The 14,532-nt window shown below is 69.0% G+C and carries 14 protein-coding genes and 4 pseudogenes; 9 read left to right on the top strand and 9 right to left on the bottom strand.

Features of this window, described 5'->3' with window-relative positions; genetic code table 11:
• Positions 1-62 precede the first annotated feature (62 nt).
• Complete coding sequence (locus KBY32_RS13620) at positions 63-794, bottom strand: thioredoxin domain-containing protein (protein WP_210980183.1); 732 nt, start codon at positions 792-794, stop codon at positions 63-65.
• Positions 795-1,746: 952 nt separating this feature from the next.
• On the opposite strand from KBY32_RS13620, the gene KBY32_RS35410 reads away from it, so the two are divergent.
• The 5 genes and pseudogenes from KBY32_RS35410 to KBY32_RS13600 all read left to right on the top strand — a co-directional run bounded on the left by KBY32_RS35410 (position 1,747) and on the right by KBY32_RS13600 (position 6,523).
• On the top strand, positions 1,747-2,424 hold the full coding sequence (locus KBY32_RS35410; protein WP_247689423.1) for a hypothetical protein: 678 nt from the start codon (positions 1,747-1,749) through the stop codon (positions 2,422-2,424).
• A 293-nt stretch (positions 2,425-2,717) separates the two neighbouring features.
• Complete coding sequence (locus KBY32_RS13610; RefSeq protein WP_210980182.1) at positions 2,718-3,209, top strand: hypothetical protein; 492 nt, start codon at positions 2,718-2,720, stop codon at positions 3,207-3,209.
• A 241-nt stretch (positions 3,210-3,450) separates the two neighbouring features.
• Positions 3,451-3,737 (top strand): annotated as a pseudogene (locus KBY32_RS35405) (hypothetical protein).
• 448 nt (positions 3,738-4,185) lie between these two features.
• On the top strand, positions 4,186-4,791 hold the full coding sequence (locus tag KBY32_RS13605; protein WP_210980181.1) for a dihydrofolate reductase family protein: 606 nt from the start codon (positions 4,186-4,188) through the stop codon (positions 4,789-4,791).
• 715 nt (positions 4,792-5,506) lie between these two features.
• Complete coding sequence (locus KBY32_RS13600) at positions 5,507-6,523, top strand: M48 family metallopeptidase (RefSeq protein ID WP_308293723.1); 1,017 nt, start codon at positions 5,507-5,509, stop codon at positions 6,521-6,523.
• Between the two features lie 275 nt (positions 6,524-6,798).
• Here the strand turns inward: KBY32_RS13600 and KBY32_RS13595 are convergent, their stop codons facing one another.
• From KBY32_RS13595 to KBY32_RS13580, 4 genes are all read right to left on the bottom strand, one after another.
• Complete coding sequence (locus tag KBY32_RS13595; protein ID WP_210980179.1) at positions 6,799-7,191, bottom strand: carboxymuconolactone decarboxylase family protein; 393 nt, start codon at positions 7,189-7,191, stop codon at positions 6,799-6,801.
• 360 nt (positions 7,192-7,551) lie between these two features.
• Positions 7,552-7,701: an aldehyde dehydrogenase family protein gene (locus tag KBY32_RS13590; RefSeq protein WP_247689463.1), complete on the bottom strand. Its 150-nt coding sequence runs from the start codon at positions 7,699-7,701 to the stop codon at positions 7,552-7,554.
• 31 nt (positions 7,702-7,732) lie between these two features.
• Entirely contained in the window at positions 7,733-8,071 is a 339-nt protein-coding gene (locus KBY32_RS13585) for an SDR family NAD(P)-dependent oxidoreductase (RefSeq protein ID WP_210980178.1), read from the bottom strand.
• 120 nt (positions 8,072-8,191) lie between these two features.
• Entirely contained in the window at positions 8,192-9,031 is an 840-nt protein-coding gene (locus KBY32_RS13580; RefSeq protein ID WP_210980177.1) for an oxidoreductase, read from the bottom strand.
• A gap of 170 nt (positions 9,032-9,201) precedes the next feature.
• On the opposite strand from KBY32_RS13580, the gene KBY32_RS13575 reads away from it, so the two are divergent.
• The 4 genes and pseudogenes from KBY32_RS13575 to KBY32_RS35395 form a co-directional block, all read left to right on the top strand.
• Complete coding sequence (locus KBY32_RS13575; protein WP_210980176.1) at positions 9,202-9,747, top strand: TetR/AcrR family transcriptional regulator; 546 nt, start codon at positions 9,202-9,204, stop codon at positions 9,745-9,747.
• A 56-nt stretch (positions 9,748-9,803) separates the two neighbouring features.
• Positions 9,804-10,040: pseudogene (locus KBY32_RS13570) on the top strand (IS5/IS1182 family transposase); the annotation flags it as partial.
• A gap of 255 nt (positions 10,041-10,295) precedes the next feature.
• Positions 10,296-10,588, top strand: a pseudogene (locus KBY32_RS35400) (pyridoxamine 5'-phosphate oxidase family protein); the annotation flags it as partial.
• Positions 10,589-10,866: 278 nt separating this feature from the next.
• Positions 10,867-10,965 (top strand): annotated as a pseudogene (locus tag KBY32_RS35395) (XRE family transcriptional regulator); the annotation flags it as partial.
• Positions 10,966-11,057: 92 nt separating this feature from the next.
• Here KBY32_RS35395 and KBY32_RS13565 read toward each other — a convergent pair.
• Genes KBY32_RS13565 through KBY32_RS13550 form a run of 4 tightly spaced genes read right to left on the bottom strand, consistent with a single transcriptional unit; the run spans position 11,058 to position 14,523 of the window.
• Complete coding sequence (locus tag KBY32_RS13565) at positions 11,058-11,729, bottom strand: ABC transporter ATP-binding protein (RefSeq protein ID WP_210980175.1); 672 nt, start codon at positions 11,727-11,729, stop codon at positions 11,058-11,060.
• Entirely contained in the window at positions 11,722-12,633 is a 912-nt protein-coding gene (locus KBY32_RS13560; RefSeq protein WP_210980344.1) for an ABC transporter ATP-binding protein, read from the bottom strand. Before KBY32_RS13560 ends, KBY32_RS13565 begins: the two co-directional genes overlap by 8 nt.
• Positions 12,634-12,683: 50 nt before the next feature.
• Positions 12,684-13,565 (bottom strand): ABC transporter permease, encoded by an 882-nt coding sequence (locus KBY32_RS13555; protein WP_210980174.1) that lies wholly within the window; start codon positions 13,563-13,565, stop codon positions 12,684-12,686.
• Positions 13,555-14,523 carry an ABC transporter permease gene (locus tag KBY32_RS13550; RefSeq protein ID WP_210980173.1) on the bottom strand — a complete coding sequence of 323 codons (969 nt, stop codon included), beginning with the start codon at positions 14,521-14,523 and terminating at the stop codon, positions 13,555-13,557. Before KBY32_RS13550 ends, KBY32_RS13555 begins: the two co-directional genes overlap by 11 nt.
• Positions 14,524-14,532: the final 9 nt, after the last annotated feature.

The raw sequence follows: 14,532 nt of genomic DNA, 5'->3' as shown, positions 1-14,532 counted from the left end.
CGTGCACGGCAGTGCGGGATTGCGTGCTCGGTGGCCATGAGCCTGCCGGTATGGCAAGGCGGTCAGAGTGTGGTTGCGTCCCACTCTTCGGGCTTGTCGTGGATTTCCTGGAGCAGTTGGGCGAAGGTGTCACGTTCCATGAGAAGGGCACCGTATTCGAGCGGGATCCGCTTGTCGTTGATCACCGCGGTGGGTGTACCGGGGCCTTCGGGATCCTTGGTGCCCCCGGCCTTCTCGTAAGCCTTCTCGGAGGCAGTGACGAAGGCGCGGTACTTCATGGTCTTTACGGCCGCGTCGAACTCCGGGCCCCGCAGCCCCTTGACCTCGCCGGCCAGTTTCAGCAGGTAGGCGTCGGTGTAGCCGTCGACGCTCTCCTCGGGCTGGTTGGCGTAAAGCAACTCGTGGTACTCCACGAACTTGCCTTCCTCCAGCGCGGCGCGTAGCGCGTTGACCGCCTTCTTGGACCCGGCACCCCCAAGCCTGTCGTCCAGGAACGATGCCAACGTGTACTCGGCGATGACCGACCGGTCGAGCATTGCATCGCGAAGCCGCGGACCACCGCCGGTTGTCTCGAACTCCTTGCAGTATGGACAACGGGGGTCCTCATACAGGTGCACCTTCACCGGCGCCTCGGGATCGCCGACAGTGATGGTGGTGCCGTCCGCACCGAGCCTTTCCGGCAGCATCGCGGCGCTCGCGAAATCAGGTTCGTGCTCGGCGGCTCGCTGTCCGCACCCCGACAGGACTAGCACCGCGGCCACACACAGCACAGCCCACCGGCCCCCACGCTCCATGCGTCATCCCCTCCCCAGAGAACAACGCGACCCTAGATCATCAGCCCGAAAGGCGCACCAGCAATAGCTTGTCGACAGGCGGCTCCCCGGCGGACATCACCCCACTGACCGTCGTCCCGTACTCCGGCCATGGGGGAAGTGCCGCGCGCAGCAGCCCCCGGCGGGGTACGACGCCCTTGGGGTGAGGAACCTCTGGATGTGGGTGAGTGGACGGGCCACAGCGAATGTGCGGACGCGCAACTGCTAGGCGATGACTCACTGAACGGTCCAGGTTGGCGGGGCCGGCGCGGACATCTGCGCTGCGCGGGAGCGTTTGCCGGTAAGGGCCCTCGCCGCGGCAGGCTGGCGGAGCTACGGTGCCGGGGTGACTGATCTAGAAGTGGTGGCACGTGGGGTGGCTGGCCGCGGACGCTCCTTTGAACGGCTGAGATGTCATCCGCGGCTTCCGCTGGTGGCCTGCTCGGAATCCGAGCGTCCGGCAGTGCACATATGGGACTTCAGTGGTGGGCAGCTACGTGAACTCGGCTCCGTGGGCCTCACGTCGAATGCCTATGGAGGCGCCTTCGGGTGGGAGCGGGCAGCGCGCACGCCCGCTGTGGCGTGGCATCCGCACCAGCCACTGCTTGTCGTGTCGGGGGAAGGCGGACTACGTCAGTGGACTCCTGCTGGAGTTGCCGAACCGGAAGGCGCCCCAGCCGACGCCTCCTATCGCAGTCTGGCTTTCAGCCCGGACGGGCAGACCCTGTGGGCTTCACCGTCGTTGCGTGACGAAGGCGGCGGGTGGGAGAGCTCGGACGCCCTTGACCTTGCTTCCGGGTCCATCACTACCGGACCTCGCTGGGACACAGGGGTCACGGAGCATCCCGGAGGTGGTGTTGTCGCCACGCTCGCCAGTGACCAGGGGGCCACATACTGTCTCTTCGCGCGCGTCGATCAAGGTACCGCGCCTGCCGTGATGCGGCCGCTGCGCCGGGCGCTGATCCTGGACTGTGACGGCTACGAGACCCCGCTCTTCAGCGCAGACGGACGTCATATGGCGGTCCGTGGCAACGCGTACGGCAACTCGGTGCAGGTATTCGAATTCCCATCCCTGCACCGGGTGATGGCCACAACCCTCGGTGACCCTAACCCGGGCTATCCGTACCCGCAGGAGTGGCTTGACCAGATGACATCCTGGTCGCGTCATAACATCGCCTTGGGACCCCAGCCAGGTGTGCTGTGGATCGCGACGCCCGCGGGTGTTTTGGTTGAGGTGGACGTCGAAACCCACCATGCGACGGAGCACGATGTCCTGACCGGGTCCCGGTTGTCCGCGCTGGCCGCCACGGCGACCGGCGGGTTTGTCGTTGCCGGCAGTGAGGGAGAACTGGTGCTCTTGTCCGTGCTCAGCGACTCCACACAGTCCCGCCCCACGAGCAGGGACGTCTCGAGGGCTGCGGCCGTCGCGTTCCTGGAGGCCACAGCCGAGGTTCCGGACGACGGCGCCGACCTGGAGACCCACCTTGTCCTGACCGATGGAACCGGCACGTGGGAAGCAGACCATCTGGCAACGGTGACCACGGCCGGCGCGACAGACCCGACCTGGCTTCAACTTCAAGCCGCCATCAACAAGGCAAATAGGTGTCGATGAGACGCTGGTCGTGGCGCTGCTATGCGACAGCTTCTGTTCTGCACGCCCTGGCCTCCAGGCCTCACTGCACTGGCAGAATCAGAGATTTCCGGGTGGGGTAGCCGAACTCGTCGCATCATCCCAGGAGATGGGGGATCCCAGCGTTGGTCCCGGTCAAATGAAAGCGGACACGGCTCACGAGGCAAGTATTTAGCCTAGAAGGGGAAATTCATGGCTAAATTGTTTGGAATAGGATTCCTGCTGGCCGTCGGATATGGGGACGTTGGCCGGTATTGCGTCGATCCTGCCAGGCGATGCTGATGATGCGGCAGCGAGTGAGGAAGCTTCGCTTTGCCGCCGTGTCTGCAGTGGCAGTCGTCCTTGCGTCCGGGTGGGTTCTTATTCGCGAGTGGAGCGAGTTGCCGAGCGTGCCTTCGAGTGTTGCGCAGTCCGTCCAATCAGAAGACGTGAGGATTCTGGCGGAAAGGGAAGGTACGAACCCTGGAAACGACTGGGAGCAGTCGTACGTCCTCGTCGCCACATCTCCGTATGCAGAGCCCGTCGATGCCATTGAGGGGGCCCTTCGGTCAACAGGATGGGTTACTTCGAGGGGAGATTCAGGTCCACTTGTCTTGGGTGGAGATCGACCCAAGAGCCACCCAGAATACGGTGTCACGGTTCAAAGGTTAGATAGCTTCATGGATTCCAGTTGCTTCGAGTATGAAGACGTCTGTGAGGAATTCAAAAAGGCAGCAAGGGGTAAGGGGCTGGAGTTCTTTGTTGTCGACTTTATGCCGTACGTTTGAAATGAAATAGTCGAGGCCTTCAGTGAAGGTGATGCAGGAGATATGCAATTCGACCTGCAGGTCAAGTCCCCCCCCGTGGGGCGGGCAGTTCGGCTGCTGCTCTGGCGGTGGTATTCGAGCTTGCGGGGTCCGCCCGGGAGTGGCGGCGATCCATCACCGGTGCCCGCCCCGTGGTCCTGGTCCGCCGCGGCGCAGTGTTCGTGTTCGGTGTTCTGGTCGGGTGTGAGGCGGAGGTGGCCGCGTGAGCCGGCCTGAGCATGGGGCACTGCACCACGTCGAGATCTGGGTTCCCGAACTCGAGCGTGCTCTGCGCTCGCTCAGCTGGCTGCTTGAGACGCTGGGTTACGTGTCGAGGACGCCGCCACCGTCGAGAGGCTCGCCGTCGCCGCGGCCGGGCACGGCTGGAGCCTGATGTACCCCGAACTCCATCCACACGCCGGCGGTCCGCAGCACTACGCGGCCTACCTGGAGAACAGTGACGGCTTCGAAGTCGAGCTCGTCGCAATCAAACCACACCCCACCAGGTGAGCTGATTCGATCCACCAACAGGCGGACTGTTGGGTGTGGGTGGCCACGATGCTCGTGGTGGCGCTGCTGCCGTGCCTGCGGAGTCTCGCGCTGTGTCTGTTCTCCGAGCAGTTGCTCGAGCTCATCCGTCCTCGCAGAGGGCGCGGTGACACCCTTGCCTCGCAACATGCCCGGATGCGGCTTGTGAGTGTTCGCGCAATGCGGTCGTGATGCGGCGGGGGCTCGGTTGGCCAGGGGGTGTGGCGGCGCATCCTCTGCCGCCCTGTCCGGTGGTGCACACGTCGCGCGCGGGTCGCCAGTGCGGGCCCTCTGGCTCTGTGCGCGAGTGCTGTGTGGGTGGCTGGTGCGGCTGCTGTCTGGCAGATTCTGAGTTTTTAGCGGTGTGGCCGGTGAGTTTCTGACGGTCAGCCGGTCGAAGCTGGTGACACCGTGTGGAAGGGAGTGGGCTATGTCGGAGCTTCTGGTCGATTTCATCACTTCGCTGGATGGCTGTGCGTCGGGGGAGGGGTGGCCCGGGTTTTGGGGTCTGGAAGGCCCGGAGTACCTCGGATGGCTCGGGGAACAGCCGAAGGCCACCTACTTGATGGGGGCGAACACCTACCGGCTGATGTCGGGATTCGCCGCAGGAGAGGTCCCGGCCGGCCTGGACGAGTTCAGGCCCGAGGAGGAGGCGTCCGTCGACGAGCTCACGCAGGCGCCGAAGGTGGTGTTCTCCTCCTCGCTGGAGGAGCCGCTGTCGTGGGCGAATTCCACACTCGTGCGTGGCGATGCTGTCGAGGCGGTACATGCCTTGAAGTCGGAAGGTTCGGGTCTGCTGAGCACGATCGGCAGTCTGAGCCTGTCCCGGTCGCTACTGCGGGCGGGACTCGTCGACCGTTTCCGGGTGGTGATGTTCCCGGTGATCACCGGGGCCACGGGAGCAGAGCGTATCTATGACGGTTATCCGGATGTGGCCCTGCAGATGATCGATCACCGTACCTTCGACGGCCGTATCCAGTTGGTCGAGTACAGGCCGCGGGTCCTCGAACACCCGCCGCTCGGCGTCCCTGGCTGACGATGCTCGGCCCGGACGGCCACTGGTCCGCACGCCCCGCCGGAGGGCGGGTGCGGATCGAGTGCCAGGAGACCGGGGACGGACGGACGTCCGACGTCAGCATGCCCGGTCCTGGTCGTCACGGGACAGCGCTCGCCGACGGGTGGCGAGGCCGTCCGGGTCGCTCGTGCGGGGGGCCGTACTCCCGGTGAAGTCGGGGGCGGGAAGGTCCCCGGAAGAGGGCGGTCCGGTCCAGCGGTGCCGGGGGAGGGTTTCGCGCTGCCTGTGCTGTGCCGCAGCGCGCTTGTACCCGTGCCTTGCTCGGCTTGGGTGGTTGCGGTGGGGTCACGGTTCCGCGCGGGCGGGCGTCCGCACTTTCACGGTGTCGTCGTGCTGTGATCGGATTGGCGTGATCAGCAGGGGAGCGGTTCAGGGGTGGGCCGTCCAAGAGGGGGAGAAAAGTGTGATGCCGGCTATCGCCGAAGAGACCGTGCAGCCGTGCCCGGAATGCGGCTCGGAGATACGTGGTGACGGCCGGTTCACCCTGTGGTGCGCGGCGTGTGACTGGAACGTCGACCCCAGTGAGCCGCATCCGGATGCGGGGCGGCTGGAGCGGGCGGGGCGTGTTCTGGCGCGTCGGCACGGTGAGCAGTTGCTCGGCGAGATGTTGGACGGGTCGGGTGGGCGTCCCCGGCGCGACGTGTCGGCGGTGGCGGCGACCGTGCTCGCTCTGGCCGTGCACGCTGTCACTGTCGTACTGGCCGTCGGTGGTCTGTGGTGCGTGGTGGCCCTCGGGGGTGGCATCGGGGTCGTGGCGGGTGTGGTGCTTCTGGCGCTGGCCTGGCTGCTCGCCCCGAGGCCCGGCCGTCTGCCCGAGGGCCGGCCCGTGCTGCTCCGGGCTGATGCCCCCGAACTGTTCGCCCTGGTCGACGAGGTGGCTGGGGCGGTCGGCACCCGCAGCGTGGACGCGATCGTCGTGGACGGCAGCATCAACGCCGCTGTCACCTCCTATGGGATACGGGGAAGGCGGCTGCTGGTGCTGGGCATGCCGCTGTGGGAGATCCTCACCCCTGAGGAGCGGGTCGCGCTGCTGGGCCACGAGCTGGCCCACTACGCCAACGGCGACATCCGTAACGGTCTGGTGGTGGGCAGCGCGGTGCGTTCCCTGACGGTGTGGCATCACATCGTCCAGCCGCTCCCGCACGCGACGGGCCTTGAGATGATCGTCAACGCTCTCTACGTGCTGCCCCGCCTGCTGATCGGGGGATGGCTGATCCTGCTCATCCGTCTGACGTCACGGGCCGGTATGCGGGCCGAGTACCTCGCCGACCGGCTGGCCGCCCGCACCGCCTCCACACCCGCGGCCGCCGGCCTGATGGACCGCCTGCTCATCACCGAAGCCCTCGGCGTCTGGCTGCGCACCGAGGCCAACCGTGCCGCCCTGCGCGGACCCCGCTCCACCCGGCACGCCACGGACCGGGCCGGCGAGCTGTGGGAACGCCTCACCGCATACGCGGAGTCCATCCCGGAACACGAGTACGAAAGGCAGCGCCGCGCCGGAGCCCGGCGAGGACACCAGGTCGACACCACCCACCCGCCGACCCACCTGCGTCGCACCTCCCTGCTTGCCGGCCCGTCCGAAACAGCCGCAGTAACCCTCCAAGCCCACCGAAGCGACATGATCGCCGCTGAACTCGCCGAGCCCCGCACCGAGGTGGCCCGACGCCTGCTGCGCGGCGCCCTCGACGACTGAGCTCCCTCTCGGTATACATGCCAGGTGGCCTGACTGGACACAGCTGGGAATGGTCAGGAAGCAGGGGCGGCTGCTCGAGCACGGCGAAGGCGAGCAGGCTGAGGACCACCTCGGCGACAGCCTCTTCCACCGCCTTGACCAGGAGACCGCTGCGGACTTTCGCCGCCCTGCGAACCCTCACGGAGACCTCCCCGTTCTTAGGGCTCGGCGCATGGGTCCAAGCACAACGGCTCGGCTGGGGCCGGCTCCTGCCCACACAGGCCGGATCTGGCGGATCAGACGGCGTTGGACGAAGCGTTCTCGGCGAAGACGGACAAGGCGACCTGGTAGGTCTCGAAGGCGCGGGCCGCTCCCGCGTAGACGGCGAGGTGGATGAAGAGGTCGACGATCTCGTCCTGAGTGACGCCGTTGTTGAGCGCGATGCGCAGCTGCCCGCGCAGTGGTTCGAACGCGCCCAGCGTCGCGGCGATGGCGACGGAGACCAGGGATCGGTCGTGCGTCGACAGTGCGGTACGGGTCCATGAGTCCCCGAACGTGTGCACGGTTGCGACCTTGCGGAAGTCGACTCCGGAGGCCGGTTCGCCGGGGCTCATCGGCAGTTCCAGGCGCTGTCCCAGGAGTTCGCTTGCGGTGTCCAGCGCCTGCTCGTAGGCGTCGTCGGTACTCATCTCTGCTCCTTGCCGGTCGGTCGAGCGGGGCGGTGGGCCGGCGGGCCTGGCCACCATGGGCAGCGCAGGGTTCGGCTGCGGGTCAGTGGGGTTTCCCACTCGCTGGGGGTGCTGCTCGCCGGGGCAGCGGGGCGGCTGTTCGTCGTACGAGGCCGATGTCCAGCCTCGCACCGTGTGCGATCGGTCTGCTCGGTCGGGTGAACCGTCAGGGCTACAGGGCACGGATCGAATGTCCCGTCCGGACTGCGACGGCCGGGCTACCCCGAAGGTTTTTGGGCGGGCCCCTGGGGCGTGGGCGGATCGGGGAGCCGTGCGGGACGGGCCCTTCGTCCTCCGGCAGTCCGTCCCGCCGCGGTGTGACTACCGGGGGCAGGTGATCGACTTGTGCTCGACGTAGCCGGTCAGACCGGCCTTGCCGTACTCACGGCCGAGGCCGCTGGCCTTGTAGCCGCCCAAGGGACCGTCGAAGCTGATCGGCGAGCCGTTCAGCGTGACGGTGCTGGTGCGCAGCCGACACGCGGTGGCCAGGGCGCGGTCGGGATCAGAGGTCCGGATACCGCCGGTTGACGTTCACATCGCGGTGGAACTCGTCCTCGGGCATGTCCTCGATCGAGCCCACACTTCGGGCGCCGGCGCTGTGCGCGAGCACGTCGACGGCTCCGAACTCGGCGACCGTGCAGGCGACCGCGTCACGCGCGGACGCCGGGTCGGTCACGTCCAGGGCGCGCACGCGCAGCCGGTCGCGGTGCTCCTGGGGAACGGGCACCGCGTCGGGCGCCAGGTCGGTCGCCACCACGTTGTGGCCGGCGGCGAGCGCCACCGTGACGACACGGCCGCCCGGGCCCCCGGCGGCACCGGCTATCAGGAAGGTCTTGGTCATTGTTTCTCGCTCCTCCTGGGCCGGCGGCCGGCCCGGCGAGGCGGGGTGGGCGGTCGGTCGGCGGGGCCGCCCGGGGATCCGGTGCCCGGACCGGTCCGCTGCCGCGCGCGCACAATGCCGTCAGGTGGTGGGGAAGTCCGTGGAACGGCTGACCTCGGCCCACTTGCCGGCCTCGGCCAGACGGCCTTCCTCCGAGCTGATGGCGATCTCCAGGGCGTCGCTGCCCAGCAGCAGCCTGCGCGGGGGCTCCTCGGCGTCCACGGCGCCGATGATCGCGCGGGCCATGCGGTCCGGATCACCGGGCTCGTTGCCGGCGTAGTCCGCGAACCGGGACAGCCACAGACCCACGGTCTCCTCGTAGTCGGGAGTCACGGGACCGGAGGGCTCCGCGGCACCCGTGGCCCAGCCCGTGCGGATACCGCCCGGTTCGACGATGGTGACCTTGATACCGAACGGTGCCACCTCGTTCGCCAATACCTCGGAGAACCCCTCGACGGCGAACTTCGCGGTCTGGTAGGCGCTCAGACCCGGCGTACCCCCCACACGTCCGCCGATCGAGGAGATCTGCACGATGTGCCCGGACCGCTGGCGGCGCATGACGGGAAGGACCGCCCGGGTCATGTTGACCACGCCGTACAAGTTGGTATCGACCTGAGCGCGGAACTCGTCCTCGGGAAAGTCCTCGATCGAGCCGCTGGTGGCGTAGCCGGCGTTGTTGACGACGACGTCCACCGATCCGAACCGCTCCAGCGTCGCGGCCACAACGCCCCGGGACTGGATCGCGGAGGTGACGTCCAGCGCCGCCGCCTCCAGCTGGTCGGGATACTCGGCCTTCAGGGAAGCCAGCGCCTCGGGCTTGCGTGAAGTCACCACCACGTTGTCGCCGGCCCCCAGGGCCGCGAGCACCAGGGCCCTGCCCAGGCCCTGCGAGCCCCCTGTGATCAGCCAGGTTCGTGCCATGACACGTGCCTCGTTTCGTCTTCTGATTCACCGCCCCGAACGGGAAAGCAACTCCACTGTAGACGAAATTGGTCTAACTTCAACATCGATGATGCAGTAATTTTCAATGTCGCATCTCACAACGTGCTGTTAGGCGGCTAAGTGAAGCCCGCGCGTAAAATGCCGACATCATGAGAGCTGACGCCGCGCGCAACCTGACTGCCGTCCTCCACGCCGGAGCTCGACTCCTGGCGGAGGACCCGGGCGCCTCCATGGCGGCCATCGCCGGCGCCGCCGGGGTGGACCGGACGACCGTCCACCGCCGTTTCGCGAACCGTGAAGCCCTGCTCAGCGCCGTCTTCCAGGCCAAGCTCGACTCCTCCGAGCGCGTACTGGACGAAGCCCGCCTGGTCGAGTCCCCCCTGCCGGTCGCCCTCCACCGCTACCTGGAGGGGATCATCCCCGTCAGCCGCGAGTGGCCGGTCGACCTGCGTCTGATGATGCGGAAGGACCCGGCCGCCCGGGCCCGCCAGGAGGAGCTGAGTGCGCGCCTCGACGCCTTCATCCGCCGCGCGCTGGACGAGGGCTACCTGCGCGCCGGCGTCGACGCGGCCTGGGCGCGGACGATCCTGGACGAGCTCGTCGACACCGCCGCCCACCGGTTCCCCGACCTGGAACCCCCGCAGGCCGCTGACCTTGTCGCCGCCACCTTCCTGAACGGCCTCGGCGCGGCCTGATACCATCACCCGCCGCGGAACAGGGCAAGCCCGACGACCGCGACACCAGCATGCGGCTCGCCGAGCAGTCCAAGTATTGCCGGTACTCCACCAACCACCAGGTCGTCGCCGATGCCGACACGCGCGTGGTCGTCGTCGGCCGACCGCTTCCCGGCAACCGCGCCGACTGCAAAGCATGGGAGGAATCCGGTGCCAAGGTCGCCGTCGGCAAGACCACCACGATCGCCCGCTGCGGCTGTCCCAGCACAGGACTCGTCATGCCGCATCGCCGACGGGTATCCACTCCGGGGTGGTCCGCTCATATCTGGTCACCGGGCCACGCGCACCTTCCACGCGTCTGCGGATGACAGGGACCGCGTCATGCTGGTTGCTTCAGGGCAGGGAGTGCAACTCCCGCGCGTTGACGGATGGTTCCGGCTCATGATGCATGTGGGTGCGGTAGTGCGCGCCTTCGGTTGAGGGCGGGTCGGGTTCGGATTGGGGTGCGGTTTCGGTGTCCTGGCTGTACGGCCGTCCGGCGCGGGCCGTGGACCGGTTGGGTGCGGGGCCGCGCCATCGACGGTGCCGTGGTCGGTTTCGAAGCCTACGAGGTCGACGCTGCGGCGCGCAGCGGCTGGAGCGTCGTCGGCACCGACCCGGCCCCGGTGGTGACCGACCACGACGAACATGAGCACCTGGTCCAAGGGGCCCCCGCTCCTGGGTGCCCTGGCCTGTGGAAGTCCTCGTGCGCATCGAGCCGGAGCTGGTCACGGGCCGGGAGCTGGTCGGCGGGCGCGGTGTGGACATGCTGCCATCGGCTTCGGCGCGGACGTCGGAGCCACCGTTGGCGAAGGAATGCTGACCCGGCAGGCCGAGCCTGTCCTTGATCGGAAGCGCGTCGCGCGTCGTGCACTCATCGTGCGGACCATGCGAACGCAGCGGATCGCGCGCTCCCCGTCATCGATGCGGGGAACCGGGTGGCCGGCGTCGTCTCCGAGGCCGAGCTGTTGCGCAAGGAGGAGTTCCGCGACAGCGACCAGGAGGTGCACCCGGATCCGGGAAACGCCAGTGGTGTCCTGGGACACGAGGACGATGGCCTTGCGCGCCAACGCATCCGCGCCTTGCGGGTGGCGCAGGGCTGCCGAGGGCGGGCCCTGCGAGAGCCTGGGCATCTTCGACCGTGACGCCCGCCGCGGCCACCAAGGCGAGAGCGGCGACGACACCCAAGGCGCTCCCGAACGACGGCGGAGGCCGCCCGACGGCTCAGCGGGGACGACCTCTTGCGCGCCAGGCAGCACCCTGCGGCGGCACCCGCCCAGGGCGCGAGGGCGTCAAGCCCCGACGTCTGCGGCGATGAGGTCGTCCCAGTGGACCGTGCGGTCGCACCAGCGGTCCAGGAGCCTGTGGTCATGGCCGACGGTGAGCAGTCCCGCGCCCGTGGCGGCCCGGTACTCCTCGACGGCTGCGACCAGGGCAGCGGCGGTGGAGGCGTCCAGCATCGCGGTCATCTCGTCGCAGATCAGCCAGCGCGGACGCAGGACGAGAGCGCGGGCGAGGCAGGCGCGCTGGAGCTGGCCGTCGCTGACCTCGTGGGGCCGACGGTCCAGGAGATCGGGGGTGAGGCCGACGGCCGGGGCCAGGTCGGACAGGCGCTGCGGTATTTCATCACGCCGGCCGGTGGCCCGCAGGGGCTCGGCGATGAGGTCGGTGAGGCGCAGCCGCGGGTCGGCGGACAGACGGGGCTGTTGGAAGACGACCCCCAAAGCGGTGCGTTGGAGGCGTGGGGCGCTGTAGCGCCAGCCCTGTACGGGTTCCCCGTCGAGGGTCACGGTGCCGGTGTCGGGGCGGTGCAGCAGGGCCGCGACCCGGGCGAGGGTGGACTTGCCGCAGCCGCTCGGCCCCAGGAGGCCGAGACTCTCGCCGGCGGCGAGGGACAGGCTGGCGTTGCGGACGACGGGGGTTCCTCTGTCGTATCCGGCGGTGATGTCGTGCAGTTCAAGCACGGAGGTCCTCCGGTACGTGCGGGTGGTGGCAGGCGACGCCGTCGGCGGGCTGGGGCAGGGCGGTGCACGCGTCGGTGGTCCGCTCACAGCGTGGGGCGAAAGCGCACCCCGCGGGCAGGTCGCCGAGCTCGGGCGGCGTGCCGGGAATCGGGCTGAAGGCGCGGTCGGGGAGGGCCTGGAGGAGACCGCGGCTGTAGGGGTGGCGGGGGCCGGCGGCCCCGAAGAAGCTGTCCGCATCGGTGACTTCGACGAGGCGGCCCGCGTACATCACGGCCACCCGGTCGGCGATGCGCTCGGCCGCGGCCAGGTCATGGGTGATCACCAGAAGAGCCCGGCGACCGGTGTCGACGTGGCGACGCAGTTCGTCGACGGTGTGTTCGACCAGGTCGCGGTCGAGACCTGTGGTGGGCTCGTCGGCCAAGAGCAAGGGGGCGTCGCCGACGAGGGCGAGGGCGGTGGCGGCGCGCTGGGCCATGCCGCCGGAGAGTTCGTGCGGGAAGCGATCGAGGTGACCGGCCGGGAAGGCGGCGCGTTCGGCGGCGGTCTCGGCAGCGGAGCGTACGGCTGCCCGTCCGCGAATTTCGGTCAACGCGGAGACGGTTTCCTCCAGGTGCGAGCGGGCCGTGCGTACCGGCGTGAGGTGTGCGGCCGGGCTCTGCGGGATGAGGCCGATCAGGCGGCCCCGTACTGCCCGCGCCAGTGTCCGCTCGTCGGCGGCGAGCAGATCCAGGTCTCCGATGCGGGCCTCTCCCGCCGCCTGGGCGTTGGCGGGCAGCAGCCCGAGCAGGGCGGAGGCGAGGACCGACTTGCCGCAGCCGCTCTCGCCGATCAGGGCGAGACACTCGCCGGCCGCCACGTCGAAGTGCGCGTCGGTGACGGCGGCGATCCGCCGCCCGCCTGGCATGAGGAAGCGCACGGACAGCCCCCGTACGGTGAGGATCGGGGTTCGCTCGGTCACAGCATCAGCTCCGATCGACGGCGGGGATTGATCCGCTCACGCCAGGCCCCGGCGAGCCCGGCGATGGCGAGCGTGGGCACGATGATGAGAAGGCCCGGGAAGAGGGTCGGCCACCACTGCCCGGAGAGCAGCGAGCTCCGCGCGCCCTGGACGAGGTTGCCGAGGCTGGCCAGATGGGTGGGCAGGCCCAACCCGAGGAAGGACAGCGCGGATTCGTGCCACATGGCGTGCGGCACCATCAGGACGGCGGCCAGTGCGGCCTGCGGCAGCACGCCGGGCAGCAGATGCCGAATCGTCACACGCCACCGGGACGCCCCACCGGAGACGGCCGCGTCGATGTAGGGGCGCGCACGCAGGGACAGCACCTCCGCGCGCACGATCCGCGCGGTGGACAGCCAGTGGGTGAGCGCGACCGACACCACCACCGGCCACACACCGGGCCGGAACATGGAGACGATGAAGATGCCCAGCAACAGGTGGGGTACGGATGAGAGCGTGTCGACGAGCCGCATGAGAGCGCGGTCGGCCCAACCGCCGAGTGCCCCGGCGGCCGCCCCCACGGCCGTACCGATCAGGGTCGCCGTGAGCGCGGCGGCGACTCCGATCAGCAGGGAGACCCGCAGGCCGTAGACGCACCGCAGGAGCAGGTCCCGGCCGAGGTCGTCGGTGCCGAAGGGATGCGACCAGCTCGGGGGCAGCAGCTTCGCGTGCAGGTCCACGGCCTGCTGGTCGAGCTGGACCAGTGGCGGGACGAGGAGCACGGCGAGCACGGCGGCGGCGACCAGGGCCGCCGAGACGCGCACGCGCACGGTCCTGGTGGAGCGGCGATCGGTGCCGTACGACCGCCAGACGGTGCCTTGAGGTGCCTCACATGTCATGGAACTTCACCCTCGGGTCGAAGAGGCCGTAGAGCAGGTCGGCGAGGAGGTTGCCGAGGAGCACGGCGGCGGTGGCCAGGGTCGTGAGGGCGGCGAGCAGGGGGAAGTCGACGGCGGTGGCCGCTTCGACGGTGGCCGCGGCGATGCCGGGCCAGCTGAAGACGGTCTCCACCAGCAGGGCCCCGGTGATGAGTTCGGGTACGCGGGAGCCGACCAGGGTGAGGACCGGGAGCAGGCCGGAGCGCAGGGCGTGGCCGAGCAGGACGGTGCGTTCGCTCACGCCCCGCGCGCGGGCGCCGCGTACGGGGTCCTCGGCGAGGGCGTCGCCGACGCCCTGACGCACGTACAGGGTGAACCAGGGCAGTTGGGAGAGGGCGAGGATTCCGGCGGGCAGCACGATGTGACGGGCGACCTGCCCGAAGGTGACCTGCTCGCTGGCGGTGTCGGTCAGACCGCCCGCGGGAAGTGCGCCCCACTGGAGAGCCATCAGCCAGATCGCCAGCAGGGAGAGCCAGAAGACCGGTGCCGCCTCGAGCGCGTAGGTGAGCGACGTCACGACCCGGTCGAGGACCGACCCTGGTCGCCGGGCCGCGAGCACACCCAGCACCGTGCCCGTCAGTACGGCCACCACGAACGCCATGGCACACAGCAGGGCGGACCACACGAGGCGTTCACCGATGACCTGGGTGACCGGCTGCCGCATCACGCTGGACTGCCCGAAGTCGCCGCCGAGCGCCGCGGTCAGCCAGTCCCACCAGCGGGAGACGAACGGCTTGTCCACGCCCAGGTTCTCCCGCAGCCGTGCCAGCGTCTCGGCGTCCGCGCCGAGGGCGGCCGTCCCCGCGTACGCCTTGACCGGGTCGAAAGGGGAAGCGGCGGCGATCGCGAAGACGCCGAACGTGACGACGAGCAGGATCGGGGCGGCGAACAGCAGCCGCCGCCCCGCCAGTCGAGCCATGGCGCTCCA

The organism is Streptomyces sp. RK62, assembly GCF_018070255.1.
Lineage (GTDB): Bacteria > Actinomycetota > Actinomycetes > Streptomycetales > Streptomycetaceae > Streptomyces > Streptomyces nigra.
This window is presented reverse-complemented; position numbering and strand designations above follow the sequence as displayed.